At 69.5% G+C, this 22,284-nt stretch carries 23 protein-coding genes and 5 tRNA genes; 19 read left to right on the top strand and 9 right to left on the bottom strand.

Annotated elements, in window-relative coordinates; genetic code table 11:
* Positions 1–372: 372 nt before the first annotated feature.
* From ACNFOC_RS18875 to ACNFOC_RS18860, 4 genes are all read right to left on the bottom strand, one after another.
* Positions 373–948, bottom strand: a complete 576-nt coding sequence (locus ACNFOC_RS18875) for a GTP-binding protein (RefSeq protein WP_006375318.1) — start codon at positions 946–948, stop codon at positions 373–375.
* The gene (locus ACNFOC_RS18870; RefSeq protein ID WP_019058642.1) at positions 929–1,327 is read right to left on the bottom strand and encodes a DUF742 domain-containing protein; all 399 of its coding nucleotides are present in this window, start codon (positions 1,325–1,327) and stop codon (positions 929–931) included. The genes ACNFOC_RS18875 and ACNFOC_RS18870 overlap by 20 nt, the downstream gene beginning before the upstream one ends.
* A gap of 111 nt (positions 1,328–1,438) precedes the next feature.
* Positions 1,439–1,852 carry a roadblock/LC7 domain-containing protein gene (locus ACNFOC_RS18865; RefSeq protein ID WP_005479910.1) on the bottom strand — a complete coding sequence of 138 codons (414 nt, stop codon included), beginning with the start codon at positions 1,850–1,852 and terminating at the stop codon, positions 1,439–1,441.
* A 9-nt stretch (positions 1,853–1,861) separates the two neighbouring features.
* Positions 1,862–5,779: a sensor histidine kinase gene (locus ACNFOC_RS18860; RefSeq protein ID WP_416960247.1), complete on the bottom strand. Its 3,918-nt coding sequence runs from the start codon at positions 5,777–5,779 to the stop codon at positions 1,862–1,864.
* Between the two features lie 569 nt (positions 5,780–6,348).
* Here ACNFOC_RS18860 and ACNFOC_RS18855 point away from each other — a divergent pair.
* The 10 genes from ACNFOC_RS18855 to ACNFOC_RS18810 all read left to right on the top strand — a co-directional run bounded on the left by ACNFOC_RS18855 (position 6,349) and on the right by ACNFOC_RS18810 (position 11,019).
* Positions 6,349–6,534 carry a hypothetical protein gene (locus tag ACNFOC_RS18855; protein WP_416960246.1) on the top strand — a complete coding sequence of 62 codons (186 nt, stop codon included), beginning with the start codon at positions 6,349–6,351 and terminating at the stop codon, positions 6,532–6,534.
* Between the two features lie 78 nt (positions 6,535–6,612).
* Positions 6,613–7,389, top strand: a complete 777-nt coding sequence (locus ACNFOC_RS18850; protein ID WP_416960245.1) for a fumarylacetoacetate hydrolase family protein — start codon at positions 6,613–6,615, stop codon at positions 7,387–7,389.
* Positions 7,373–8,857: a glutamate--tRNA ligase gene (gene gltX, locus ACNFOC_RS18845; RefSeq protein WP_416960244.1), complete on the top strand. Its 1,485-nt coding sequence runs from the start codon at positions 7,373–7,375 to the stop codon at positions 8,855–8,857. Before ACNFOC_RS18850 ends, gltX begins: the two co-directional genes overlap by 17 nt.
* Before the next feature lie 114 nt (positions 8,858–8,971).
* Entirely contained in the window at positions 8,972–9,631 is a 660-nt protein-coding gene (locus ACNFOC_RS18840) for a DUF4241 domain-containing protein (RefSeq protein ID WP_416960243.1), read from the top strand.
* 50 nt (positions 9,632–9,681) lie between these two features.
* Positions 9,682–10,413 (top strand): HAD family hydrolase, encoded by a 732-nt coding sequence (locus ACNFOC_RS18835; protein WP_416960242.1) that lies wholly within the window; start codon positions 9,682–9,684, stop codon positions 10,411–10,413.
* Positions 10,414–10,504: 91 nt separating this feature from the next.
* Positions 10,505–10,576: transfer RNA gene (locus tag ACNFOC_RS18830), tRNA-Gln, on the top strand.
* A gap of 42 nt (positions 10,577–10,618) precedes the next feature.
* Positions 10,619–10,691: transfer RNA gene (locus ACNFOC_RS18825), tRNA-Glu, on the top strand.
* A 62-nt stretch (positions 10,692–10,753) separates the two neighbouring features.
* A tRNA-Glu gene (locus ACNFOC_RS18820) sits at positions 10,754–10,826 on the top strand.
* 20 nt (positions 10,827–10,846) lie between these two features.
* A tRNA-Gln gene (locus ACNFOC_RS18815) sits at positions 10,847–10,918 on the top strand.
* 28 nt (positions 10,919–10,946) lie between these two features.
* A tRNA-Glu gene (locus tag ACNFOC_RS18810) sits at positions 10,947–11,019 on the top strand.
* A 156-nt stretch (positions 11,020–11,175) separates the two neighbouring features.
* Here the strand turns inward: ACNFOC_RS18810 and ndgR are convergent.
* Positions 11,176–11,892 carry an IclR family transcriptional regulator NdgR gene (ndgR, locus tag ACNFOC_RS18805; protein ID WP_019068721.1) on the bottom strand — a complete coding sequence of 239 codons (717 nt, stop codon included), beginning with the start codon at positions 11,890–11,892 and terminating at the stop codon, positions 11,176–11,178.
* 189 nt (positions 11,893–12,081) lie between these two features.
* On the opposite strand from ndgR, the gene leuC reads away from it, so the two are divergent.
* The 4 genes from leuC to ACNFOC_RS18785 all read left to right on the top strand — a co-directional run bounded on the left by leuC (position 12,082) and on the right by ACNFOC_RS18785 (position 15,391).
* On the top strand, positions 12,082–13,506 hold the full coding sequence (leuC, locus tag ACNFOC_RS18800; protein ID WP_365986525.1) for a 3-isopropylmalate dehydratase large subunit: 1,425 nt from the start codon (positions 12,082–12,084) through the stop codon (positions 13,504–13,506).
* 5 nt (positions 13,507–13,511) lie between these two features.
* Positions 13,512–14,105 (top strand): 3-isopropylmalate dehydratase small subunit, encoded by a 594-nt coding sequence (leuD, locus tag ACNFOC_RS18795; RefSeq protein ID WP_328678694.1) that lies wholly within the window; start codon positions 13,512–13,514, stop codon positions 14,103–14,105.
* 275 nt (positions 14,106–14,380) lie between these two features.
* Positions 14,381–14,611, top strand: a complete 231-nt coding sequence (locus ACNFOC_RS18790) for an SCO5555 family protein (protein WP_033282690.1) — start codon at positions 14,381–14,383, stop codon at positions 14,609–14,611.
* A gap of 138 nt (positions 14,612–14,749) precedes the next feature.
* Complete coding sequence (locus tag ACNFOC_RS18785) at positions 14,750–15,391, top strand: HU family DNA-binding protein (RefSeq protein WP_416960241.1); 642 nt, start codon at positions 14,750–14,752, stop codon at positions 15,389–15,391.
* A gap of 86 nt (positions 15,392–15,477) precedes the next feature.
* On the opposite strand, the gene ACNFOC_RS18780 is transcribed toward ACNFOC_RS18785, so the two are convergent.
* Together ACNFOC_RS18780 and cofC are read right to left on the bottom strand one after the other, a co-directional pair.
* On the bottom strand, positions 15,478–15,681 hold the full coding sequence (locus tag ACNFOC_RS18780) for a hypothetical protein (RefSeq protein ID WP_365306900.1): 204 nt from the start codon (positions 15,679–15,681) through the stop codon (positions 15,478–15,480).
* A 19-nt stretch (positions 15,682–15,700) separates the two neighbouring features.
* On the bottom strand, positions 15,701–16,339 hold the full coding sequence (gene cofC / locus ACNFOC_RS18775) for a 2-phospho-L-lactate guanylyltransferase (protein WP_416960240.1): 639 nt from the start codon (positions 16,337–16,339) through the stop codon (positions 15,701–15,703).
* Positions 16,340–16,483: 144 nt separating this feature from the next.
* On the opposite strand from cofC, the gene ACNFOC_RS18770 reads away from it, so the two are divergent.
* The 3 genes from ACNFOC_RS18770 (at position 16,484) to ACNFOC_RS18760 (ending at position 19,620) form a co-directional block, all read left to right on the top strand.
* On the top strand, positions 16,484–17,293 hold the full coding sequence (locus tag ACNFOC_RS18770) for a lysophospholipid acyltransferase family protein (protein ID WP_416960239.1): 810 nt from the start codon (positions 16,484–16,486) through the stop codon (positions 17,291–17,293).
* On the top strand, positions 17,290–18,300 hold the full coding sequence (locus ACNFOC_RS18765; RefSeq protein WP_416960238.1) for an NAD(P)H-dependent glycerol-3-phosphate dehydrogenase: 1,011 nt from the start codon (positions 17,290–17,292) through the stop codon (positions 18,298–18,300). Before ACNFOC_RS18770 ends, ACNFOC_RS18765 begins: the two co-directional genes overlap by 4 nt.
* Before the next feature lie 162 nt (positions 18,301–18,462).
* Positions 18,463–19,620 (top strand): D-alanine--D-alanine ligase family protein, encoded by a 1,158-nt coding sequence (locus ACNFOC_RS18760; protein ID WP_416960237.1) that lies wholly within the window; start codon positions 18,463–18,465, stop codon positions 19,618–19,620.
* A gap of 19 nt (positions 19,621–19,639) precedes the next feature.
* Here ACNFOC_RS18760 and ACNFOC_RS18755 read toward each other — a convergent pair whose 3' ends face one another.
* Complete coding sequence (locus ACNFOC_RS18755) at positions 19,640–20,131, bottom strand: DUF3515 domain-containing protein (RefSeq protein ID WP_416960236.1); 492 nt, start codon at positions 20,129–20,131, stop codon at positions 19,640–19,642.
* A gap of 20 nt (positions 20,132–20,151) precedes the next feature.
* Positions 20,152–20,385 (bottom strand): Lrp/AsnC family transcriptional regulator, encoded by a 234-nt coding sequence (locus tag ACNFOC_RS18750; protein WP_003997603.1) that lies wholly within the window; start codon positions 20,383–20,385, stop codon positions 20,152–20,154.
* Between the two features lie 191 nt (positions 20,386–20,576).
* Here ACNFOC_RS18750 and ACNFOC_RS18745 point away from each other — a divergent pair, with 191 nt between their 5' ends.
* A complete protein-coding gene (locus tag ACNFOC_RS18745; protein WP_019058663.1) occupies positions 20,577–21,542 on the top strand; it encodes a thiamine-phosphate kinase in 966 nt (321 codons plus the stop codon).
* Positions 21,539–22,284 (top strand): bifunctional hydroxymethylpyrimidine kinase/phosphomethylpyrimidine kinase (gene thiD / locus ACNFOC_RS18740; RefSeq protein WP_416960235.1); only part of this gene is annotated, 746 nt, incomplete at its 3' end. The genes ACNFOC_RS18745 and thiD, both read left to right, overlap by 4 nt.

Genomic DNA, 22,284 nt, shown 5'->3' with positions numbered 1-22,284 from the left:
TCGTCGTGCCGCAGTGTCTCAAGCCCGTCAACGACCTCTGCCTATCAGTACGTCGTTGACTATTGGGCAGTTCAGGCATTCCAGCACGTCAGCCTGCGCGATTCCAAACAGTCGGAACCGCGGATTCCGAGTGATGTAAGCCCCAGATAAAACGGTCATAAAGAGCGAGCCCCGCCAAAAGACGGGGCTTTGTTAGCGCAGTGGCACCGGATGACCGCGACGCGTTGCGGTACCACCCGATTCCTCTGCCGAAACGTTATGAACACCGGGGCCGACCGTGTCAAAGGCCACAGTCGGCTCCGGGGCGTCTACGACAACTGCCGTATGGCGCTGCCGACTTGAGAACTGCATATGCGGAGGCCCGCCAGAGCGCTACCGCAGCCGGGCCATGAGCGCGTGCTCGACCAGCGTGATCAGCGCACTCTTGGCGTCCGAGCGGTGCCGGGCGTCCGTCGTGATGATCGGCGCGTCCGGGCCGATCTGAAGCGCCTCGCGGACCTCTTCGGGGTTGTACGGCTGGTGGCCGTCGAATCCGTTGAGGGCGATGACGAAGGGCAGCCCGCTGTTCTCGAAGTAGTCGACCGCGGGGAAGCAGTCGGCGAGACGGCGGGTGTCCACCAGGACGACGGCGCCGATCGCGCCGCGCACCAGGTCGTCCCACATGAACCAGAAGCGGTCCTGACCCGGCGTACCGAAGAGGTACAGGATCAGGTCCTGGTCCAGGGTGATGCGTCCGAAGTCCATGGCCACCGTGGTGGTGGTCTTGTCCCCGGTGTGGGTGAGGTCGTCGATGCCCGCGGACGCGGACGTCATGACGGCCTCCGTGCGCAGCGGGTTGATCTCCGAGACGGCACCCACGAACGTGGTCTTGCCGACGCCGAAGCCACCCGCCACCACGATCTTCGCGGAGGTGGTCGCCCGCCCTCCGTCAGAGCTTGCGAAGTCCACTGAGCACCCTTTCGAGCAGCGTCACGTCCGGTGCGCCGCCGTTGTTCTCGTCGCCGCCCGGCTGGTGGATGGCCACCAGTCCGGCCTCGGCGAGGTCCGCGACGAGGATCCTGGCCACACCGAGGGGCATGGCGAGGAGTGCCGACACCTCCGCGACCGACTTGACCTCGCGGCACAGGTGGCAGATGCGCTGGTGCTCAGGGAGCAGTCCCATCAGCGCTGCCGGGTCGGCCGTGGTGCTGATCAGTGCCTCTATGGCGAGCTGATAGCGCGGCCGGGTCCGGCCGCCGGTCATCGCGTACGGACGGACCAGCGGCTGGTCGCCCTCGTCCCCGTACGGCTCGGCGTACGGGTCGTGAGAGGCGGTGGGCGGGGTCATGAATCCTCCGGGCGGGACAGCAAGTCGGTCGGGCTAGCCGTCTGACAGGGCCGGTGGGGGGATTGTGGCGGCCGGACGGTGATTTGGTGAGACGGGTGGTGCCGGGGCCGGTCAGTGAAGCAGACTGCCCTGGAGTTCGGCGCGCAGGTCCGGTGTGAGGACCGCCCCCGCACGGTCGACGAGCAGTGCCATCTCATAGCCGACGAGACCGATGTCGCACTCGGGGTGCGCGAGCACTGCCAGGGACGAGCCGTCCGAGACGGACATGAGGAAGAGGAATCCCCGTTCCATCTCCACGACCGTCTGTGCCACGTCGCCGCCCTCGAAGATCCGGGATGCCCCGGCCGTCAGCGAGGTGAGCCCGGAGGCCACGGCCGCGAGCTGGTCGGCGCGGTCGCGCGGGAACCCTTCCGACATGGCCAGAAGGAGTCCGTCGGCAGACACGACGACGGTGTGGGACACCCCGGGGGTGTTGTCCACGAAGTTGGTTATCAACCAGTTGAGGTTCTGTGCCGCCTGGCTCATCTGGCTCAACTAACGCTCCTGCTGGTGAGTGGGGCTGGGGAAGCTGCCGGTCTGGCCGGTACCCGTACCGGCCTGGCGGCCCTGTGCGATGCCCCGACGGAGATTGGTCAGCCGGCCGCGTACGTCGTCAGGCGCACGGGAGACCTGCGGACCGGTTTGGTGCTGTTGCTGCTGAGCCGTACCCGGGACGAGGTTCGCCCTGGGCACCCGGCGCGGCAGGCCGGAAGTGGTGACGCCGCCCGCGGCCGGTTGCCGTACACGCTCTGCCTGCCGAACGAGGTCGTCGTTCGGCGAGCTGCGCCAGGTACCGCCCGTGGGACGTTGAGGGGGTGTAGCCGGAGCCGACGACGGTGCCTGCGGCTGCGGGGCGGGGGCGGAGCCGTTGGTCTGGCTCTGCTGCTCCGCCTGCTGGCCGTGGAACCAGTTGGTCTCCAGCGTGTCGTACAGCGGCGTCCTGCCGTCACCGGGACCCGTGGCAGGCGGCAACGCCTCGGGCTCCTGGCGGGTGGGACGCTGCGGGGCGGGCGGCCGCTGGGTGCCGAGGTCGGCGCCGTTGCGGTTCCCGTTCACCTGCGGCCGCTCGAACTGCCCGGTGTTCGCGGGGTTCTGACGGTTCGGCAGATTGTGCTGACCGGTGGAGCCGTTGTCAAAGCCGGGTGTCGCGAACTGGCCCGTGGAACTGGGGTCGTACGCCTGCGGGACAGCGAACTGTCCCGTGTTGGCCGGGTTCGACGGGTTGTTGGCCGGGCTGTTCGGAGCGCCGAAGACATCCGAGCGGACGAACTGGCCGCCGTTCTGCGGGGAGTTGGCGCCGGGACGCGGGGCGTCGAAGTCCGGCCGCGGGAACGAGCCGGTGTCCTGCGGTCCGCCCGCACCCGGACGCGGGAACTGCCCGCTGTCCTGCGATCCGTTCGCACCGGGACGGGTGAACTGCCCCGTGTTCTGCGATCCGTTGGCGCCGGGACGCGGGAACTGGCCCGTGTTCTGCTGCCCGTTGGTGCCCGGGCGCGGGAACTGGCCGCTGTCCTGTGCGTCGCGGCGCGGAATCGCCGGCATCTCCGTCGTGGCCGCGGGGCCCTGGCGGTCGTCGATGCGCGGCATCCGGGAGGTCTGCTCCGCGTCCCGCTCGTCGTGACCGCGCGGGGCGTCGAGGTTGCCGCGGCCCAGCGGGGGCTGCGCGTTCTCGTCGCTCCAGCTGGGGCGCTGGTTGTTGCCGCCGCCGGGCAGCTCGGCCCGGGGGCCACCGCGCGGCGGGAGCTGCGGCTGACGGCCGCGACGCCGGCCACCACCGCGGGGCGGCTCGGGCTCGTCGTTGCTCGTGCGCTGCGGCGGCACCGGGTTGTTCTGCGGCGGTATCCCGCCGAAGGCGTCCTGGCGACCGTCACCGAAGCCCTGCGGGGCACCCGGACCGGCGGCCTGCATGCCCTGCGGGGCACCCGGCGCCTGACCGAAGAGACCGGCACCGGAACCCGCGGCCGGACGGCCCTGCGGCGCCGAGGGACCCTGGGGTCCACGCGCACCGCCCGGACCGCCGGGTCCACCCGGACGTCCACCGCCCGCACCGGGCAGCGCGGCCCGCGGGCCCTGACCGGCACCGACCTGGCTGCGCGGAGCGGCCCCGGCACCGAGAAGTCCACCGTTGCCGGGGGCGGGCGCACCCGCGCCGAGCGCGGAGCCGCCCTGGCCGTTGCCCCGGCGGGCCGCACCGGCACCGGCCGCGGCGGCTGCCGCCGCGGAACCGACGGCGGCCTGACCGGGCTTGCCCGGAGCGGGCTTCTTGCCGCCCTGGGCGACATCGACGGGGAGCATGACCAGCGCGGTCGTACCACCGGAGTCGGACGGACGGAGCTGGATGCGGATGCCGTGGCGCTGCGACAGGCGGCCGACCACGAACAGACCCATGCGGCGGGAGACCGAGACGTCCACGGTGGGCGGCGAGGCGAGCCGCTCGTTGATCGCCGCGAGGTCCTCGGGGGAGAGGCCGATACCGGTGTCGTGGATCTCGATCAGCACCCGGCCGTCGGGCAGCGCGTGACCGGTGACCTTGACCTTGGTCTGCGGCGAGGAGAAGGAGGTCGCGTTCTCCAGCAGCTCGGCGAGGAGGTGCACGAGGTCGTTGACCACACGGCCGGCGACTTCGGTGGTCGGCACGGAGGAGAGCTCGATGCGCTCGTACTGCTCCACCTCGGAGGCGGCGGCGCGGAGCACGTCGACCAGCGGGACCGGGCGGGTCCAGCGGCGGCCGGGCTCTTCACCGGCGAGGACCAGGAGGTTCTCACCGTTACGGCGCATGCGGGTCGCGAGGTGGTCGAGCTTGAAGAGCGAGGACAGCTGGTCCGGGTCGGCCTCACGGGACTCCAGCTCGGAGATGAGCGAGAGCTGACGCTGGATGAGGCCCTGGGAGCGGCGCGAGAGGTTGGTGAACATCGCGTTGACGTTGCCCCGCAGGAGGGCCTGCTCGGCGGCGAGGCGGACGGCCTCGCGGTGCACATCGTCGAAGGCCGCGGCCACCTGGCCGATCTCGTCCCGGGAGTGCACACCGACCGACTCCACGGACGTGTCGACGTCCTGCGGGTCGGACTCGGACAGCTGCTTGACCAGCTCGGGCAGCCGGTCCTGGGCGACCTTGTTGGCGGTCTCCTGGAGGCGGCGCAGCGAGCGGATCATGGACCGGGCGATGACGAAGGCGCCGACGAGGGAGACACCGAGCACGAGCAGGATCAGCGCACCGGAGATGATCGCCTCGCGCTCGGAGGCGGAGCGCAGCTCGCGGGCCTTCTGCTCCATGTCCTCGAGCAGCGTGTGCTCGATCTTCTTCATCTGCTCGATCTTGGTCGAGCTGTCGTCCACCCAGTCCTTGTAGGACCGCTTGTCCAGCGAGGCCAGGCCGTTGGCGTTGTCGAGGACGCGCTGGGCGTAGGTGTCGGCCGACTCGATGGTCGGGTTGCCGTCCTCGATGGGCGCGATGAGATCCTCGGCGCCCTGGTTGCCGTAGATGTTGCGGAAGATGCTCAGTTCCGACTTCTCGCTCTCCAGAGCGGAGTCGGCGTAGAGCCGGTCGTTGGCGGAGAGATCGCCCTGCGTCGTGTTGTTGTTCGGCAGGGCCGCCGCGATCACGGCGCGCTGCACGGACGAGAACTCCTTGGCGGCGGAGAAGGCCGCCAGGGCGCGGGTGCGCTGGATCATCTCCGGGTTGCTGGTGGCCTCGGCCATGTCCTGCGAGAGGTCCAGCAGCTGGCTGATCAGCCGGTGGTAGGCGTCGACCGTCTGTGTCGAGTTGCCCTTCGACTGGTACGCCGTCTTGCGGATCTTGTCGAGGTTGTCCAGCTCGGTCGCGAGACCGACCAGGCTCTCCCGGACGCCCTGGAGGTTGCCGCTCTTGCTGGCGCTGTCCACCTCTTCAGAGGCGTTGATGAAGTTGTCGCGGGCGCGGTCGGTCTTCTCCTCGTAGCCCTTGACCTCGTAGTCGGTGGCCTTGCCGCCGTGCGAGAGAGGACCGGCCGACTGGTCGCGCTCCTCCTGGAGCGCGGTGGCCAGCTCGGTGGCCTGCTTGGTCATGTCCGTCAGCAGCTTCATGTTGTCGAGCTGCTGGATGTCGGTCATGGAGTCGCTGATGCGCAGGGCGCCCAGCGAGGTGGCCGCGACCACGGGGAGCGCGAGCAGCGAGACCAGGCGCGTGGAGATGCGCCAGTTACGCAGAGCGACGCGCGATCCGGGTCCTGTCGCGCCCGACGGCGGCTTCACCGGGGGCGTGGGGGTCGGGGCTGCGGACACACCGGGGCGCCCGGGGCCTCCACCGTCGCCTGACGGCGCCGGGCCCGGGTTCTGGGCGTGCTGGGGCGAGGAGCTGCCGGTCTTGGGGCCAGCCCCGCCATGCGGCTCCGGCTCCGCCGAAGCACTGCCATCCCTCTTGAAACGTCCCTGCACTAGCGTCGCAACCTCTGGACCAGGCGCCCCTCCGCGCGAACGGAAGGACGGTGTCGGCGTCTTAGGGAGCGCCCTGAACGCGCCCCCCAGTGTGTGGTCGTGAGTGACCGGCGCTCCCCCTTCCGCCGCCCTCGGCGCTGCGTTGCGCCCTCTGCGCGCCGGGCTGATTCTGCGGCGGTCCGTGGAATTCCAGCACAGTGCCGGATCTCCAACAAGGCCCATAGGCCAGGCTGTGACCTGTGTGACACCCCGTGAGGACAGTGTCACGAGACGTAGAAAGCTATTCAGTCCAAAGTGGGCAAATCCCCACCATCCCGTGGGGCCCCTGATGTGCCCAAGTCGCCATGATCAGGAGCGGAATGGGGGCTTCAGGTGGTCAATGTCCGTTTCGTTGAGGTGAGTTGCGGGTCCGAATTGGTCGGTATGCCCACGGGGTGGTGAGCAAACTCACACGCGGATCAAGGGGTCTTCGCGTCTTCGGCCGGGAATTGGATGTTTAGCCTGACGCTTTACATGAGGGCACAATCTGCCAACCGCCCACCCACGGACGACGAGGGTCGAGTACAACAGTGAAGACCACGATGATGTTCCGCAACATTGCCAACCCGCGACGCACGACGCTGGCGCACCTTACGGACGCCGAGCCGCTGCACACGCCGGAGCTGCAGGAACACTCGCTCGACCTGCCGGCCCAGACCGCCAACCCGCGCCGCACCATCCTCATGGAGATCCCGGTCACCGCCGCCGCGGAGTAATCGCGCGAGGAGGGCCCCGCACCGCGTTAGCCTGGAGCGTCAGACTCCAGCCAGCTCAGTGAGGGGCGCCAGGATCCCGTGCGCATCGCCAGATTCTCCATCGACGGGAACGTCGCCTTCGGCGCGGTCGAGGGCGACAAGCCGGACGAGCTCGTCCTCGACATCATCAAGGGCATCCCGTTCGCGGACTTCGAGCTCTCCGGTACGAAGGTCCCGCTCAGCAAGGTCAGGCTGCTGCCGCCGGTCCTCCCGAACAAGGTCGTAGCCTACGGCCGCAACTACGCCGAGCACGCCCGCGAACTGGGCAACGAGGTGCCGGACGTCCCCTTCGCCTTCTTCAAGCCGTCCACCTCGGTGATCGGCTCCGGCGACGAGATCCAGTACCCCTCCTTCACCGAGGACCTCCACCACGAGGCCGAACTGGCCGTCGTCATCGGCCGGATGTGCCGCGAGGTCCCGCGCGAGCGCGTCAAGGACGTCATCCTCGGCTACACCTGCGCCAACGACATCACCGCGCGCGACGTCCAGAAGCGCGAGAAGCAGTGGGCCAGGGCCAAGGGCTTCGACACCTCCTGCCCGCTCGGCCCCTGGGTGGAGACGGACCTCGACCCGAGCGACCTCACCATCCAGCTCACGGTCAACGGACAGCAGCGACAGCTCGGCCGCACCAGCGAGATGATCCACTCGATCGAGGACCTGATCGTCAACATCACCGAGGCCATGACGCTGCTCCCCGGCGACGTGATCCTCACGGGCACCCCGGCAGGCGTCGGACCGCTCACCGTCGGCGACGAGGTCGCCGTCTCCATCGAAGGCATCGGCACTCTCACCAACAAGGTTGTCAAGCGTGGCTAGCGCACCTGTACGCGTCCGTTTCTGCCCCTCGCCGACCGGTAACCCGCACGTGGGCCTGGTCCGCACCGCCCTGTTCAACTGGGCGTTCGCCAAGCACCACCAGGGCACGCTGGTCTTCCGCATCGAGGACACCGACGCGGCCCGCGACTCCGAGGAGTCGTACAACCAGCTGCTCGACTCGCTGCGCTGGCTGGGCTTCGACTGGGACGAGGGCCCCGAGGTCGGCGGCCCGCACGCGCCGTACCGCCAGTCGCAGCGCATGGACATCTACAAGGACGTCGCGCAGAAGCTCCAGGACGCCGGCCGCGCCTACCACTGCTACTGCTCCACCGCGGAGCTGGACGCCCGCCGCGACGCCGCCCGCGCCGCCGGCAAGCCGTCCGGCTACGACGGCCACTGCCGCGACCTGAGCGCCGAGCAGGTCGACGCCTACAAGGCGGAGGGCCGCACGCCGATCGTCCGGTTCCGGATGCCCGACGAGACGATCACCTTCACGGACCTGGTCCGCGGCGAGCTGACGTTCACCGCGGAGAACGTGCCGGACTACGGCATCGTCCGGGCCAACGGCGCCCCGCTGTACACGCTCGTCAACCCGGTCGACGACGCCCTGATGGAGATCACCCACGTCCTGCGCGGCGAGGACCTGCTCTCCTCCACCCCGCGCCAGATCGCCCTCTACAAGGCGCTGATCGACCTGGGCATCGCCAAGCAGATCCCCTCCTTCGGGCACCTGCCGTACGTGATGGGCGAGGGCAACAAGAAGCTCTCCAAGCGCGACCCGGAGTCCTCGCTCAACCTCTACAGGGAGCGCGGCTTCCTGCCCGAGGGACTGCTCAACTACCTTTCCCTGCTGGGCTGGTCGCTCGCCGCCGACCGGGACGTCTTCACGATGGACGAGATGGTCGCGGCCTTCGAGATCTCCGACGTGAACCCCAACCCGGCGCGCTTCGACCTGAAGAAGTGCGAGGCGATCAACGCCGACCACATCCGCCTGCTCGACGTGAAGGACTTCACCGAGCGCTGCGCCCCGTGGCTCCAGGCCCCGTTCGCCCCCTGGGCGCCCGAGGACTTCGACGAGGCCAAGTGGCAGGCCGTCGCGCCGCACGCGCAGACCCGCCTCAAGGTGCTCTCGGAGATCACGGACAACGTCGACTTCCTGTTTCTGGCCGAGCCGGTCGAGGACGAGGCGTCCTGGACGAAGGCCATGAAGGAGGGCTCCGACGCCCTTCTCCGCACGGCCCGCGAGAAGTTGGAGTCCGCGGACTGGACCTCGGCCGAGGCCCTCAAGGAGGCCGTCCTGGCCGCCGGTGAGACCCACGGCCTCAAGCTTGGCAAGGCGCAGGCCCCGGTCCGCGTCGCCGTCACCGGCCGCACGATCGGCCTGCCGCTCTTCGAGTCCTTGGAGATCCTGGGCAAGGAGAAGACCCTCGCCCGGATCGACGCGGCCCTCGCCAAGCTGGCCGCGTAACGCACGCACGCGTGAAGGGGCGGCAGCCGCAACGGCCTGCCGCCCCTTCGGCGTTGTCAGTGCGGAGCGTTAGGGTTCCGGATCATTGAAGATCGTTCAGGAGAGGCGCCTTTCATGCCGATGACCGCTCGTGACTACACCTGGCTCTTCACGCCCGGCAGCACGTTCACGGAGGACGAGACCGGCACGGTCGGCGTGATCCACCTCGTCGACGGCGGCCAACTCTGGCTCCCCACCGGCCAGGTGGTGGCCTGCGACCCCTTCGTCGGCCTCGGCCAGGGCGAGTCCGAACCGTTCACGGTCGCCGTGACCCCCGGCCGCTACCGCGTCGACGCGGCCGTCGCCACCCTCACCCAGCCCGACGAACCCCCGTCCGACGACCCGCACTTGCGCGTGGCCGCCGCCCGCCTGGTCATACGGGACGAGCCCACCGCCACCTGGGAACTCGCCCTCCAGCCCGGCCAGGACCTCACCGAACTCACCGAGGACGAGTTCTACGGCTACGGAGTCGACGCCGGCACGGGCGCGTTCTACGACGCGTCGGTCGACGGCTCCTTCCCGGAGTGCGTGGCGGACGAGGGCCCGCTGTGGGACGCCTTCGACCAGAGCAAGTGGGCCCCGGGACCCCACCTGATCACCGCTCCCGACACCGGGCACAACCTGATCGCCTTCACCTCCGGCTGGGGCGACGGCGCCTACCCCACCTGGATCGGCCGTACTGCGGCCGGCGAAGTCACCTGCTTCGTCACGGACTTCTTCGTCGCCCCAGTGTGATCGCGGGCTGGGGGCAGACGCGCCCCCGGGCCACGGGTTACCGTCGGATCATGACCATTCGGGCCGTTGTCTGGGACGTCGACGACACCTTGTTCGACTACACCGGTGCGGACCGCGCGGCGATGCGCGAGTACCTGCTGGCCGAGGGGCTGGTCGACGGGCCCGCGAGCGTGGTGGACGCCCTGGAGCGCTGGCGGGTGGCCACCGAGTTCCACTGGGCGCGCTTCTCGGCCGGGGAGGTCTCGTTCGAGGGACAGCGTCTGGACCGCGTCCGGCTGTTCCTGGAGCGGGAGTTGACCGACGCCGAGGCCGAGGACTGGTTCCGGCGCTACAAGGCCCACTACGAGACCGCGTGGGCCCTCTTCCCGGACGTCCTGCCCGTCCTGGACACCCTCGCGACCAGCCACCGGCACGCCGTCCTCTCCAACTCCAGCCTCACCGTCCAGGACCGCAAACTGCGCGCCCTCGGTGTGTACGACCGCTTCGAGGCCGTCCTGTGCGCGGCCGAGCTGGGCGTCTCCAAACCCGAGGCCGGCGCCTTCCTCGCGGCCTGCGAGGCGCTGCGACTGCCGCCGCACGAGGTGGCGTATGTCGGAGATCACCCCGAGATCGACTGGCGCGGTGCCGCGGACGCGGGTCTGCTGTCCGTCTGGATCGACCGTCGCGGCGGACCCGCCCCTGATGAGGCCCTCGTGGGGCGGCACCGGATCGCCTCGCTCGCCGAACTCCCCGCGCTCCTCGGCGCTGATACCCGTTTTGGAGCCCCGTCCACCTTCGGGTAATGTTCTTCCTGCGCCGCCGGAGAACAGACCGAAAGGTCAGCTACCTGGAGGCGCACGCTAGAACAAGATCCCGACAGGGATTGAGTCTTAGTGGCCTATGGTGTAATTGGCAGCACGACGGTTTCTGGTTCCGTTAGTCTAGGTTCGAGTCCTGGTAGGCCAGCTCGCAGAGCTCATCTGCAACCGCAGAGGTCAACTCTGCAAAGCCCCCGTTGTGTAGCGGCCTAGCACGCTGCCCTCTCACGGCAGTAGCGCCGGTTCGAATCCGGTCGGGGGTACAGATCCTTCCCAGGAAGGTGGTCCGGGTCGCACCCGCCACCTCTCATGCAGGATCGCTAGGGCCCCCGTTGTGTAGCGGCCTAGCACGCTGCCCTCTCACGGCAGTAGCGCCGGTTCGAATCCGGTCGGGGGTACGCTTTTGCTTGACCCATATTGGTCTATGGTGTAATTGGCAACACTACGGTTTCTGGTACCGTCATTCTAGGTTCGAGTCCTGGTAGACCAGCTCAGATCTGCGGAAACGCACGATCTAGGCCCCCGTTGTGTAGCGGCCTAGCACGCTGCCCTCTCACGGCAGTAGCGCCGGTTCGAATCCGGTCGGGGGTACGTACAGGGAAGGCCCTCCACTTCGGTGGAGGGCCTTTCGCGTTGTTCGCCCCGGTGTGTCAACTCGCTGTGGTTCACCAGGAGTTGGGGGACCGGACAGGACGAAGGGCCTGCCGCGGCGTTGAGGCAGGCCCTCCTTGAGATGTTCCCGGCGGATCAGCCGGTGCGGCGCAGGGCCTCGGAGAGACGGGCGGCGGCGTCGATGACCGCCTGGGCGTGCATACGGCCCGGGTGGCGCGTCAGGCGCTCGATGGGGCCGGAGACGGACACGGCGGCCACCACGCGGTTCGAGGGGCCGCGCACGGGCGCGGAGACGGACGCGACGCCCGGCTCGCGCTCGCCGATGGACTGGGCCCAGCCCCGGCGCCGTACGCCCGAGAGGGCGGTGGCCGTGAAGCGGGCGCCCTGGAGGCCGCGGTGCAGGCGCTCCGGCTCCTCCCAGGCCATCAGGATCTGCGCGGACGAACCGGCTTTCATCGTGAGCGTCGAGCCGACCGGGACCGTGTCCCGCAGTCCGGACAGACGTTCCGCCGCGGCGACGCAGATGCGCATGTCGCCCTGGCGGCGGTAGAGCTGCGCGCTCTCGCCGGTGATGTCCCGCAGGTGCGTGAGCACCGGGCCCGCCGTGGCGAGCAGACGGTCCTCGCCGGCGGCCGCGGCCAGCTCGGCGAGACGGGGGCCGAGAATGAAACGGCCCTGCATGTCGCGCGCCACCATGCGGTGGTGTTCCAAAGCCACGGCCAGCCGGTGTGCCGTGGGTCGTGCCAGCCCGGTCGCCGCGACCAGACCCGCGAGGGTGGCCGGACCGGACTCCAGAGCGCCCAGGACAAGGGCTGCCTTGTCCAGGACGCCGACGCCGCTACTGTTGTCCATGAAACGATACTCGCGTCTCACTCTGTGAAACGCAAGTTCCTTTTTTCGTGAGACGCGCAACTCTTGTAGACACAGCGGCCCGCGGACCAACGGGCCAGGCGGCGGCTGCCCGTGAACCAGGGGTGCGAGCGCCGTCTCCTCAAGATCTCTAGTTGGGCCGGCGCTGTTTCGCCGGCCGGAGGGAAAGCGATGGGTAGGACACTCGCGGAGAAGGTCTGGGACGACCATGTCGTCCGGCGCGCCGAGGGCGAGCCCGACCTCCTCTTCATCGATCTGCACCTGCTGCACGAGGTGACCAGCCCGCAGGCCTTCGACGGTCTCCGTCAGGCGGGCCGTCCGGTGCGGCGCCTCGACCTCACCATCGCCACCGAGGATCACAACACCCCGACCCTCGACATCGACAAGCCCATCGCGGACCCGGTCTCCCGGGCCCAGCTGGAGACGCTGCGCAAGAACTGCGCCGACTTCGGCGTGCGCCTGCACTCCCTGGGCGACGTCGAGCAGGGCGTCGTCCACGTCGTAGGACCGCAGCTGGGTCTGACCCAGCCCGGTACGACGGTCGTGTGCGGTGACTCCCACACCTCCACCCACGGCGCCTTCGGCGCGCTGGCGTTCGGCATCGGCACCTCCCAGGTGGAGCACGTGCTGGCCACCCAGACGCTGCCGCTGGCCCGCCCGAAGACCATGGCCATCACGGTCGACGGCGAACTGCCCGACGGCGTCACCGCCAAGGACCTGATCCTCGCCATCATCGCGAAGATCGGCACCGGCGGCGGCCAGGGCTACATCCTCGAATACCGCGGCTCCGCCATCGAGAAGCTCTCGATGGAAGCCCGCATGACCATCTGCAACATGTCGATCGAGGCCGGCGCCCGCGCGGGCATGATCGCCCCCGACGAGACCACCTTCGAGTACATCAAGGGCCGCGCCCACGCCCCCGAGGGCGAGGACTGGGACGCCGCCGTCGCGTACTGGAAGACCCTGAAGACCGACGCGGACGCGGAATTCGACGCCGAGGTCGTCATCGACGGTCCCTCGCTGGCGCCGTTCGTCACCTGGGGCACCAACCCCGGTCAGGGCGCGCCGCTTTCGGCGACCGTCCCCGACCCGGCTTCGTACGAAGACGCTTCGGAGCGCTTCGCCGCCGAAAAGGCCCTGGAATACATGGGGTTGGAGGCCGGCCAGCCGCTGCGTGACATCAAGGTGGACACCGTCTTCGTAGGTTCGTGCACCAACGGCCGTATCGAGGACCTGCGTGCGGCCGCCGCGATCGTCGAGGGACGCAAAGTCGCCGACGGCGTACGGATGCTGGTCGTCCCGGGCTCCGCCCGCGTCGGTCTCCAGGCCGTCTCCGAGGGCCTGGACCTCGTGTTCAAGGAGGCCGGCGCCGAATGGCGGCACGCGGGCTGCTCGATGTGTCTGGGCATGAACCCGGACCAGTTGGCGCCCGGTGAGCGCTCCGCGTCCACCTCCAACCGCAACTTCGAGGGCAGGCAGGGCAAGGGCGGCCGTACGCACCTCGTCTCGCCGCAGGTCGCCGCCGCGACCGCCGTGCTGGGCCACCTGGCCTCGCCCGCCGACCTGTCCGACGCCCCTGTGCCCGCTGGAGTCTGAGAGTCATGGAAGCATTCACCACGCACACCGGCCGGGCCGTCCCGCTGCGCCGCAGCAACGTGGACACCGACCAGATCATCCCCGCCCACTGGCTCAAGAAGGTGACCAGGGACGGCTTCGAGGACGGGCTCTTCGAGGCCTGGCGCAAGGACGAGAACTTCATCCTCAACCGCCCCGAGCGCAAGGGCGCGACGGTCCTGGTGGCCGGCCCCGACTTCGGCACCGGCTCCTCGCGTGAGCACGCCGTGTGGGCGCTCCAGAACTACGGCTTCAAGGCCGTCATCTCCTCCCGGTTCGCCGACATCTTCCGCGGCAACTCGCTCAAGAACGGCCTGCTCACGGTAGTTCTGGAGCAGAAGATCGTGGACGCGCTCCAGGACCTCGCCGAGAAGGACCCGCAGGCCGAGGTCACGGTCGACCTGGAGGCCCGCGAGGTGCGTGCCGAAGGCATCACCGCCGCCTTCGAACTCGACGAGAACGCCCGCTGGCGGCTGCTGAACGGCCTGGACGACATCTCCATCACCCTCCAGAACGAGGGCGACATCGCCACGTACGAGGCCAAGCGCCCCTCGTACAAGCCGCGGACGGTCCAGGTCTGACCCGAAGGACCTCACGAGGCCTTCCCCGAGTCGAGATTCGGCCACGCGACACCCCGTCTGTACCCCCGATCGCCACGATTGGGGGTACAGCCATGTCTGCACCCGAACGGCCCTGCGCGCCTGCAACGCTTTGCTCAACTCCCTGTGTTAGACAGGGTGTTGACGGGGTAGGCGCAGCTTTGAGCCAAGGCTGCCGCCGCGCTCCGGAAGGCTGTTTGAGGCACCAGTTGCTACCCCCGCAGGCGACAACTCGCCCCAGATGGCACAATCTGTGCATGGAACACGACGGCCAACTCAAGCTCTATGCGGCAGTCGCGGACCAACTCAAGGAAGCGCACACAAGGGTGCGCGCACTGCAAGTCCCGGAGGGCGTACGGATGGCGCTGGCCCGGAAGCTGCTGGTCATTACGGCCGCGGCCAAGCACGATCTCGCCGACGCGACAAGGCGGCTGGACCGGTTCACAGAGGACCTCGACGCGGGTCGATTCCCGGAAGAGGAACGCTGAAACAAGTCCAGGACAGCCGAGTTCGTTGCGGCGCACGGGTGATTAGCCCGTTTCGTGTTTGATTTGCGGTATATATCTGCCTAACGTGCGAAAAAGCCGGAGCAGTTTCGTTCCGGCAATGTCTCCGAAGGGGAAGACGTGAACAAGGCGCAGCTCGTAGAAGCGATTGCGGACAAGGTCGGTGGCCGTCAGCAGGCCGCCGAGGCGGTCGACGCGGTTCTGGACGCCGTCGTCCGTGCCGTCGTCAATGGGGACCGGGTTTCGGTCACCGGTTTCGGTTCGTTCGAGAAGGTCGACCGTCCGGCCCGTTACGCCCGCAACCCCCAGACGGGCGAGCGGGTTCGGGTCAAGAAGACCTCCGTGCCGCGCTTCCGCGCGGGCCAGGGTTTCAAGGACCTGGTGAGCGGCTCGAAGAAGCTCCCGCGCGGCGGCGAGGTCGCCGTCAAGAAGGCGCCCAAGGGCAGCCTGAGCGGCACCGCTTCGGCGACGGTCAAGAAGGCCGCGGCCAAGAAGACCACCGCCAAGAGGGCGACGGCCGCCGCGAAGAAGACCGTGGCGAAGAAGACGGTCGCGAAGAAGACCACGGCCACCGCCAAGAAGGCCACGGCCAAGAAGGCCACCGCCAAGAAGACCACGGCGACGGCCAAGAAGACGGCGGCCAAGAAGGCCACCGGCACCGCCAAGAAGGCCCCGGCGAAGAAGGCGACGGCCAAGAAGGCCCCCGCCAAGAAGTCGACGGCGCGCAAGACCACCGCCAAGAAGGCCACCGCCACCCGCTAGTCACGGGGCGCAGGGCACTCACGCGCCGGGCCGGACTCCCTCTGGGAGTCCGGCCCGCGGCGTATTCACGGCCCCTGTACGGGCGTTCAGAAGGTTTGCAGCGTCACCAGCGTGACCCTGAGACCGTCCTTGGGGCCCTCGGTCTCGATCCGCACCCGCTGTCCCGGCCGCAGCAGCCGCAGCCCGCCCGCGTCGAACGCGGCGGCGTCGAAGGACACCGGGGTGCCGTCGTCGAGCAGCACACTTCCGGTACGGGTTCCGGCGTCGTAGGTGTAAGCGGTCGCCTGCATGGGCGCAGCCTACTGCCGGCTACTGCCCCGGAATCAGCAGCCCCGCCGCCGCGGCCGCCGTGCGCGGCCCCACCCCGAGGGCCAGTGCCGCTCGCAGGTCCTCGCCGGTGTCCACGTCCTGCCGTACGGAATCCACCGCGTCCAGGGTGAGTTCGCTCGCCCCGGAGGCGCGATGGCGGGCGCGGGAATCCGTGCCGAAAGCCGGGCGCAATTCACGGCCCTCTCGCGCGGTGAGCAACGTGGTACCGATTGTGGCCGCGTCCGGGAGAAAAGCGCGCGGGAATTCAGCGGCCGCGTCCAGGACCCGGGCCAATTCCGCGGGGCGCAGAGCCGGCAGATCGGCGTTCAGGGCCGCGACCGCGCTTTCGGGGCGGGAAACCCGCACGGCCGTCGCCGCGTGCCGCAGAGCGGCGTTCAGGCCGCCTCCCGGCTCGTCCGCGACGATACGGGCGCCCAGCGCGGCCAGTTCGCGGCCGGCCAGGGCGTCGTCCGTGACGACCGCCACATCGCGGACCGCCGGGCAGGCCAGCGCGGCCGCCACGGTGTCCTGCGCGAAGGCGAGGGCGAGGCCCGGGCGCAGCCCGTCGCCCGCGGCGTCCGAGAGCCTGCTCTTGGCGCGCGCCAGAGACTTCAGGGGGATGACCAAGGTCCACTGCACGGGTGTTCCGCCCCTCTCTTGTCGCGGCCATTGTCACCCGGCACCCCTGGCGGTGTCGGTGGCGGGGCGTACGGTGTTCTCGACAGACTGACGGCCTGGGGCGACACTTGTGCGGCCCCCCGGGTCCTAGAGGAAGGTGTTCGCGTGCCCCGCCGCAGAATCGGGTTCTGGTACCGCTTCGCAGCGGTCCTCTGCAAACCGCCGCTGGTGGTTCTGATCAAGCGGGACTGGGGCGGAATGGAACACATTCCGACCGAGGGCGGGTTTATCACCGCGGTGAACCACAATTCGCAAGTGGACCCCTTCGCATACGGACACTTTCAGTACAACACCGGACGTGTTCCGCGATTCCTGGCGAAGAGCAGCCTTTTCGGGAAAGGGTTCGTCGGTGCCGCGATGCGCGGCACCGGACAGATCCCCGTCTACCGCGAGACCACGGACGCGTTGAGTGCCTTCCGCGCCGCGATCGCCGCCGTGGAGCGCGGTGAGTGCGTCGCGTTCTATCCCGAGGGCACCATCACCCGGGACCCCGGCCAATGGCCCATGGCCGCCAAGACCGGTGCCGCGCGGGTGGCCCTCCAGACCCAGTGCCCGGTGATTCCCGTAGCCCAGTGGGGCGCCAACGAGTTGCTCCCGCCGTACGCCAAGAAGCCGCACGTCTTTCCGCGCAAGACCAGCCATGTGCTCGCGGGCCCGCCGGTGGACCTCACGCGGTTCTACGGCAAGGAGATGAGCCCGGACCTCCTCAAGGAGGCGACCGAGGTCATCATGGCCGACATCACCCGCCTGTTGGAGCGGATCCGCGGCGCGAAGGCACCCGAGACGCCCTACGACCCGCGCCGCGAGCGGATCGAGCAGCGGCGCCGGACGGCCGCGGAAACACAGGAGTTGGAGTCTCAGGCCGAGTCGGCGACCCTGCCGAAGGTCGAGCAGGAAGAGGGGCAGGGCACGTGAGCAAGCCGGTCAAGGCGGCCGTATTCAGCGCCGGTTCGTGGGGCACGGCTTTCGGCATGGTGCTCGCCGACGCGGGGTGCGAGGTGACACTGTGGGGGCGCCGCGCGGAAGTCGTGGAAGCCATCAACTCCACGCGTACGAACCCCGATTACTTCCCCGGTGTGGAACTCCCGGAGAACCTGCGGGCCACCACCGACGCCGCCGAGGCCGCCGCCGGCGCCGACTTCACCGTCCTGTCGGTCCCCTCGCAGACACTGCGCGCCAACTTGGCCGACTGGGCACCCCTGTTGGCGCCCGACACGGTCCTCGTCTCGCTCATGAAGGGCGTCGAGCTCGGCTCCGTCATGCGGATGAGCGAGGTCATCGAGGACGTCGCCAAGGTCGGCCGGGACCGTATCGCCGTGGTCTCCGGGCCCAACCTCGCGCGCGAGATCGCCTCCCGGATGCCGGCCGCCGCGGTGGTCGCCTGCACCGACGAGGCCGTGGCCCGCCGGCTCCAAGCCGCTTGCCACACGCCGTACTTCAGGCCGTACACCATCACCGACGTCGTGGGCTGCGAGCTCGGCGGCGCGGTGAAGAACGTGATCGGGCTCGCCGTCGGCATCGCGGACGGCATGGGGCTCGGGGACAACGCCAAGGGTTCGCTCATCACCCGCGGTCTCGTCGAGACGACCCGGCTCGGTATCGCGATGGGCGCGGATCCGCTCACGTTCTCCGGGCTCGCGGGTCTCGGTGACCTGGTGGCGACCTGTTCCTCGCCGTTGTCGCGCAACCACACCTTCGGTACGAATCTCGGCAAGGGCATGACCCTCCAGGAGACGATCGCGGTCACCAAGCAGACCGCGGAGGGGGTCAAGTCCTGTGAGTCCGTGCTGGACTTGGCCCGGCGGCATGACGTTGATATGCCGATCACCGAGACGGTGTTCGAGATCGTGCACGAGGGGAAGTCGCCGGTTGTCGCGGTGAAGGAGCTCATGTCGCGCAGCGCTAAGCCTGAGCGTCGCTGAGGGCTCCGCCCCAGGGGGTGCCGCATTCGGTCGTTGGGCGGCTGCGGCGCCGTCGTGGCTGGGCGCGCAGTTCCCCGCGCCCCTTCCGGGGCGCTGATCGAACCGCCGCTCGTCAACGGGACGCTGACTCAAAGCACTACCACCGGGTACTCTCATCGCGATATGAGCACCGAGAACCTCTCCCAGAACCCTGAGCAGCCGCCTCGCAAGCCGCGTGTGGCCGTCGTGTTCGGCGGTCGCAGCTCCGAACACGGGATCTCCGTGGTCACCGCCGGCGCCGTCCTCGCGGCCATCGACCGGACCAAGTACGACGTCCTGCCGATCGGCATCACCCGCGAAGGCCGCTGGGCCCTCACCGCCGACGCCCCGGAGCGGATGGCGATCACCGACCGCCGTACGCCCGACGTCGACGAACTCGCCGAGTCGAGCGAGGGTGGAGTGGTGCTCCCGCTCGACCCCGGAAACCGTGAAGTCGTCGTCAGCGAACCGGGATCCGTGCCGAAGGCCCTCGGTGAGGTCGACGTCGTCTTCCCCGTCCTGCATGGCCCCTACGGCGAGGACGGCACCCTCCAGGGACTCCTGGAGCTGTCCGGTGTGCCGTACGTGGGCGCGGGTGTGCTCGCCTCGGCCGTCGGCCAGGACAAGGAGTACATGAAGCGGGTGTTCACCTCGTTCGGCCTCAAGGTCGGCCCCTACGTGGTGATCCGGCCCCGCGAGTGGGAGCGGGACGAGTCCGCCGCGCGTAAGAAGATCGTCGACTTCGCCGGCGAGCACGGCTGGCCGCTGTTCGTGAAGCCCGCGCGCGCGGGGTCGTCGATCGGCATCACCAAGGTCGACGACCTGGCCGGTCTCGACGAGGCGATCGAGGAGGCGCAGCGGCACGACCCGAAGATCCTCGTGGAGGCCGCGCTGCGCGGCCGCGAGATCGAGTGCGGGGTCCTGGAGTTCGAGGACGGGCCGCGCGCGAGTGTGCCGGCCGAGATCCCGCCGCCCCAGGAGCACGCGTACTACGACTTCGAGGCGAAGTACATCGACTCGACCCCTGGTATCGTGCCCGCCCCGCTGACGCCGGAGGAGACCGCCGAGGTCCAGCGGCTCGCGGTGGACGCCTTCGACGCGGCCTCCTGCGAGGGGCTCGTGCGCGCGGACTTCTTCCTCACGGAGGACGGCGAGTTCGTCATCAACGAGATCAACACGATGCCCGGGTTCACGCCGATCTCGATGTACCCGCAGATGTGGCAGGCCAGCGGTGTTCCGTACGGGGAGCTGGTGGACCTGTTGGTGCAGGCCGCCCTGCGCCGGTCGACCGGACTGCGCTGACTGGGCCGGTCCGGTGGAGCTAGTCGGCGATCCCCGCGGGGATCGCCTTCTTGACGGACTTCGCGAGGTCGACCAGGGGGGCCATGCCGTCCCCGGTGCGGTCCTTCGGGATGGTCACCTCGACGTAGGCCTTCCGCAGCGTCGTGGTGAACCGGAACGAGCCGTCGTCCTGCTTCTGCAGCAGCCAGCCGACGCCGTTCACCTCGACGCCGTCGGCCTCCGGGTCGTTCATCTTGGCGGGTCTGACGACACCGCAGCGCAGTATGATCGCCGGGTTCCCCCAGCCCGCGGTCAGCGCGGACGCGGGCTCGGGATCCCGGCGGCTCTGGTCGTCGACCTTCGACGGCAGCATCTTGTCCAGGTTCCGGCACAGCCCGGTGGCCTTCGCGCCCGGCGAGGGAACCGCCGCCGACGCGCTGTCGTCTGCTGAGGAGCAGCCCGCGACGGTGATCAGCGCGGCGAGGACGGACAGCCCGATGACAGAGCGGTGCCGGTGATGGAGAGAGTTCACCGGCCAAGGGTAGACGGGGGCTACAGATGCACCACCGGGCAGGTCAGGGTGCGGGTGATGCCGTCCACTTGCTGGACCTTGGCGACCACCATGCGGCCGAGATCGTCGACCGTGTCGGCCTGGGCCCGCACGATCACGTCGTACGGTCCTGTCACGTCCTCGGCCTGGATCACTCCAGGAATCTTGCTGATCGTCTCGGCGACGGTCGACGCCTTGCCGACCTCCGTCTGGATCAGGATGTACGCCTGTACCACGGAACCTCCAGGGCGGCCACGAGGATCATGTGGGGAAAAGGAACGCCACGGTATCGCGTCGCCGCTCACTGCGGGGAGACCCGCGGCCGTGCCAGGACGTGGGCACGACTGAAGTCGACGGTCACCTCGACCGTACCGAGCACACCGACGGCTCGCGACCGGGCGCTGCCGTCACGAGAAGAGGACGAACGATGAAGGGCACCGTCGGTGAGTTGGGGGAGTTCGGGCTCATCAGGGAGCTCACTTCCCGGCTCACCACCACCCCCGCGGTCCGGGTCGGCCCCGGCGACGACGCCGCGGTCGTCGCCGCGCCCGACCGCAGGGTCGTGGCGAGCACCGACATCCTGCTGGAGGGCCGCCACTTCCGCCGCGACTGGTCCACCGCGTACGACGTCGGACGCAAGGCCGCCGCGCAGAACCTCGCGGACATCGCCGCCATGGGCGCCGTACCGACCGCGCTGCTGCTCGGCCTGGTCGTGCCGGCCGAACTCCCGGTCACCTGGCCCATGGAGCTGATGGACGGCCTGCGCGACGAGTGCCAGGTCGCGGGCGCCTCGGTGGTCGGCGGCGATGTCGTACGAGGCGACACGATCATGGTGTCGATCACCGCGCTCGGCGATCTGCGCGGCCGCGAGCCGGTCACCCGGGGCGGCGCGCAGCCCGGTGACGTGGTCGCCGTGACGGGATGGCTGGGCTGGTCCGCGGCCGGGTTCGCGGTGCTGTCGCGGGGCTTCCGCTCGCCGCGCGCGTTCGTGGAGGCGCACCGGCGCCCCGAGCCGCCGTATCACGCGGGTCCGGCGGCGGCCGGGCTCGGCGCGACCTCGATGTGCGACGTGAGTGACGGGCTGATCGCCGACCTCGGGCACATCGCGGAGGCCAGCAAGGTCCGCATCGACATCCGGTCCGGCGCGATCGACGTCCCGACGCAGATGAACGACATCGGGCAGGCCGTCGGCGTCGATCCCATCCAGTGGGTGCTCACCGGGGGAGAGGACCACGCGATCGTGGCGACCTTCGCACCGGACGTGAAGCTGCCGGCCCGCTGGAAGGTGATCGGCGAGGTGCTCAACCCGTCGGCGCTGCCCCAGGTGACGGTCGACGGGGCGCCGTGGACCAGCAAGGGCGGCTGGGACCACTTCGGGGACATCGAGTCGTGAAGCCTCGTGTGCTGACGGTGGCCGGTTCCGACTCCGGTGGAGGGGCCGGAATCCAGGCCGACTTGAAGACCATGCTCGCGCTCGGCGTGCACGGCATGAGCGTCGTCACGGCGGTCACCGCGCAGAACTCCCTCGGGGTGCAAGGGGCTTGGGAACTTCCGGCGGAGGCGGTGCGCGCCCAGTACCGGAGCGTGGTCGACGACATCGGCGTGCAGGCCGTGAAGACCGGGATGCTCGCGTCGGCCGAACTCGTCGAGACGGTCGCGGGGTTGATCGGTGACACGGACGCCCCGGCGGTCGTCGACCCGGTGGGCATCTCGAAGCACGGGGACTCACTGCTCGCGGACTCCGCGCTGGACGCCGTACGGACGAAGCTGCTGCCGGTGGCGACGGTCGCGACGCCGAATCTCGACGAGGTGGCGCAACTCACCGGCGTGCGGGTCGACTCGGAGGAGCGGTTGCGGGAGGCCGCGGCGGCCGTGCTGGCGTACGGGCCGCGTTGGGTGTTGATCAAGGGCGGGCATCTGCCGGGTGACGCGGTGGATCTGCTGACCGACGGTTCCGAGGAGCACTGGCTGCGCGCGCCCCGGCACGACAACCGGCACACCCACGGGACCGGCTGCACGCTCGCCTCGGCGATCGCGTCACAGCTCGCCAAGGGGCGGTCGGTGCCGGAGGCGGTGACGGCGGCGAAGGCGTATGTCACGGGGGCGATCGCGGCGGGGTTCGCGCTGGGTGGGGG

This window comes from Streptomyces colwelliae, assembly GCF_048158785.1.
Classification (GTDB): domain Bacteria; phylum Actinomycetota; class Actinomycetes; order Streptomycetales; family Streptomycetaceae; genus Streptomyces.
This window is presented reverse-complemented; position numbering and strand designations above follow the sequence as displayed.

What these genes read in the sequence shown, in the direction of transcription:
- ACNFOC_RS18835 (WP_416960242.1), top strand. Translation starts at nt 9,682, where the DNA reads ATGACCATTCGGGCCGTTGTCTGGGACGTCGACGACACCTTGTTCGAC.
- ACNFOC_RS18865 (WP_005479910.1), bottom strand. Translation starts at nt 1,852, where the DNA reads ATGAGCCAGGCGGCACAGAACCTCAACTGGTTGATAACCAACTTCGTG.
- ACNFOC_RS18745 (WP_019058663.1), top strand. Translation starts at nt 20,577, where the DNA reads ATGAAGGGCACCGTCGGTGAGTTGGGGGAGTTCGGGCTCATCAGGGAG.
- ACNFOC_RS18870 (WP_019058642.1), bottom strand. Translation starts at nt 1,327, where the DNA reads ATGACCCCGCCCACCGCCTCTCACGACCCGTACGCCGAGCCGTACGGG.
- ACNFOC_RS18760 (WP_416960237.1), top strand. Translation starts at nt 18,463, where the DNA reads ATGAGCACCGAGAACCTCTCCCAGAACCCTGAGCAGCCGCCTCGCAAG.
- leuD (WP_328678694.1), top strand. Translation starts at nt 13,512, where the DNA reads ATGGAAGCATTCACCACGCACACCGGCCGGGCCGTCCCGCTGCGCCGC.
- ACNFOC_RS18780 (WP_365306900.1), bottom strand. Translation starts at nt 15,681, where the DNA reads ATGCAGGCGACCGCTTACACCTACGACGCCGGAACCCGTACCGGAAGT.
- ndgR (WP_019068721.1), bottom strand. Translation starts at nt 11,892, where the DNA reads ATGGACAACAGTAGCGGCGTCGGCGTCCTGGACAAGGCAGCCCTTGTC.
- leuC (WP_365986525.1), top strand. Translation starts at nt 12,082, where the DNA reads ATGGGTAGGACACTCGCGGAGAAGGTCTGGGACGACCATGTCGTCCGG.
- ACNFOC_RS18840 (WP_416960243.1), top strand. Translation starts at nt 8,972, where the DNA reads ATGCCGATGACCGCTCGTGACTACACCTGGCTCTTCACGCCCGGCAGC.
- ACNFOC_RS18790 (WP_033282690.1), top strand. Translation starts at nt 14,381, where the DNA reads ATGGAACACGACGGCCAACTCAAGCTCTATGCGGCAGTCGCGGACCAA.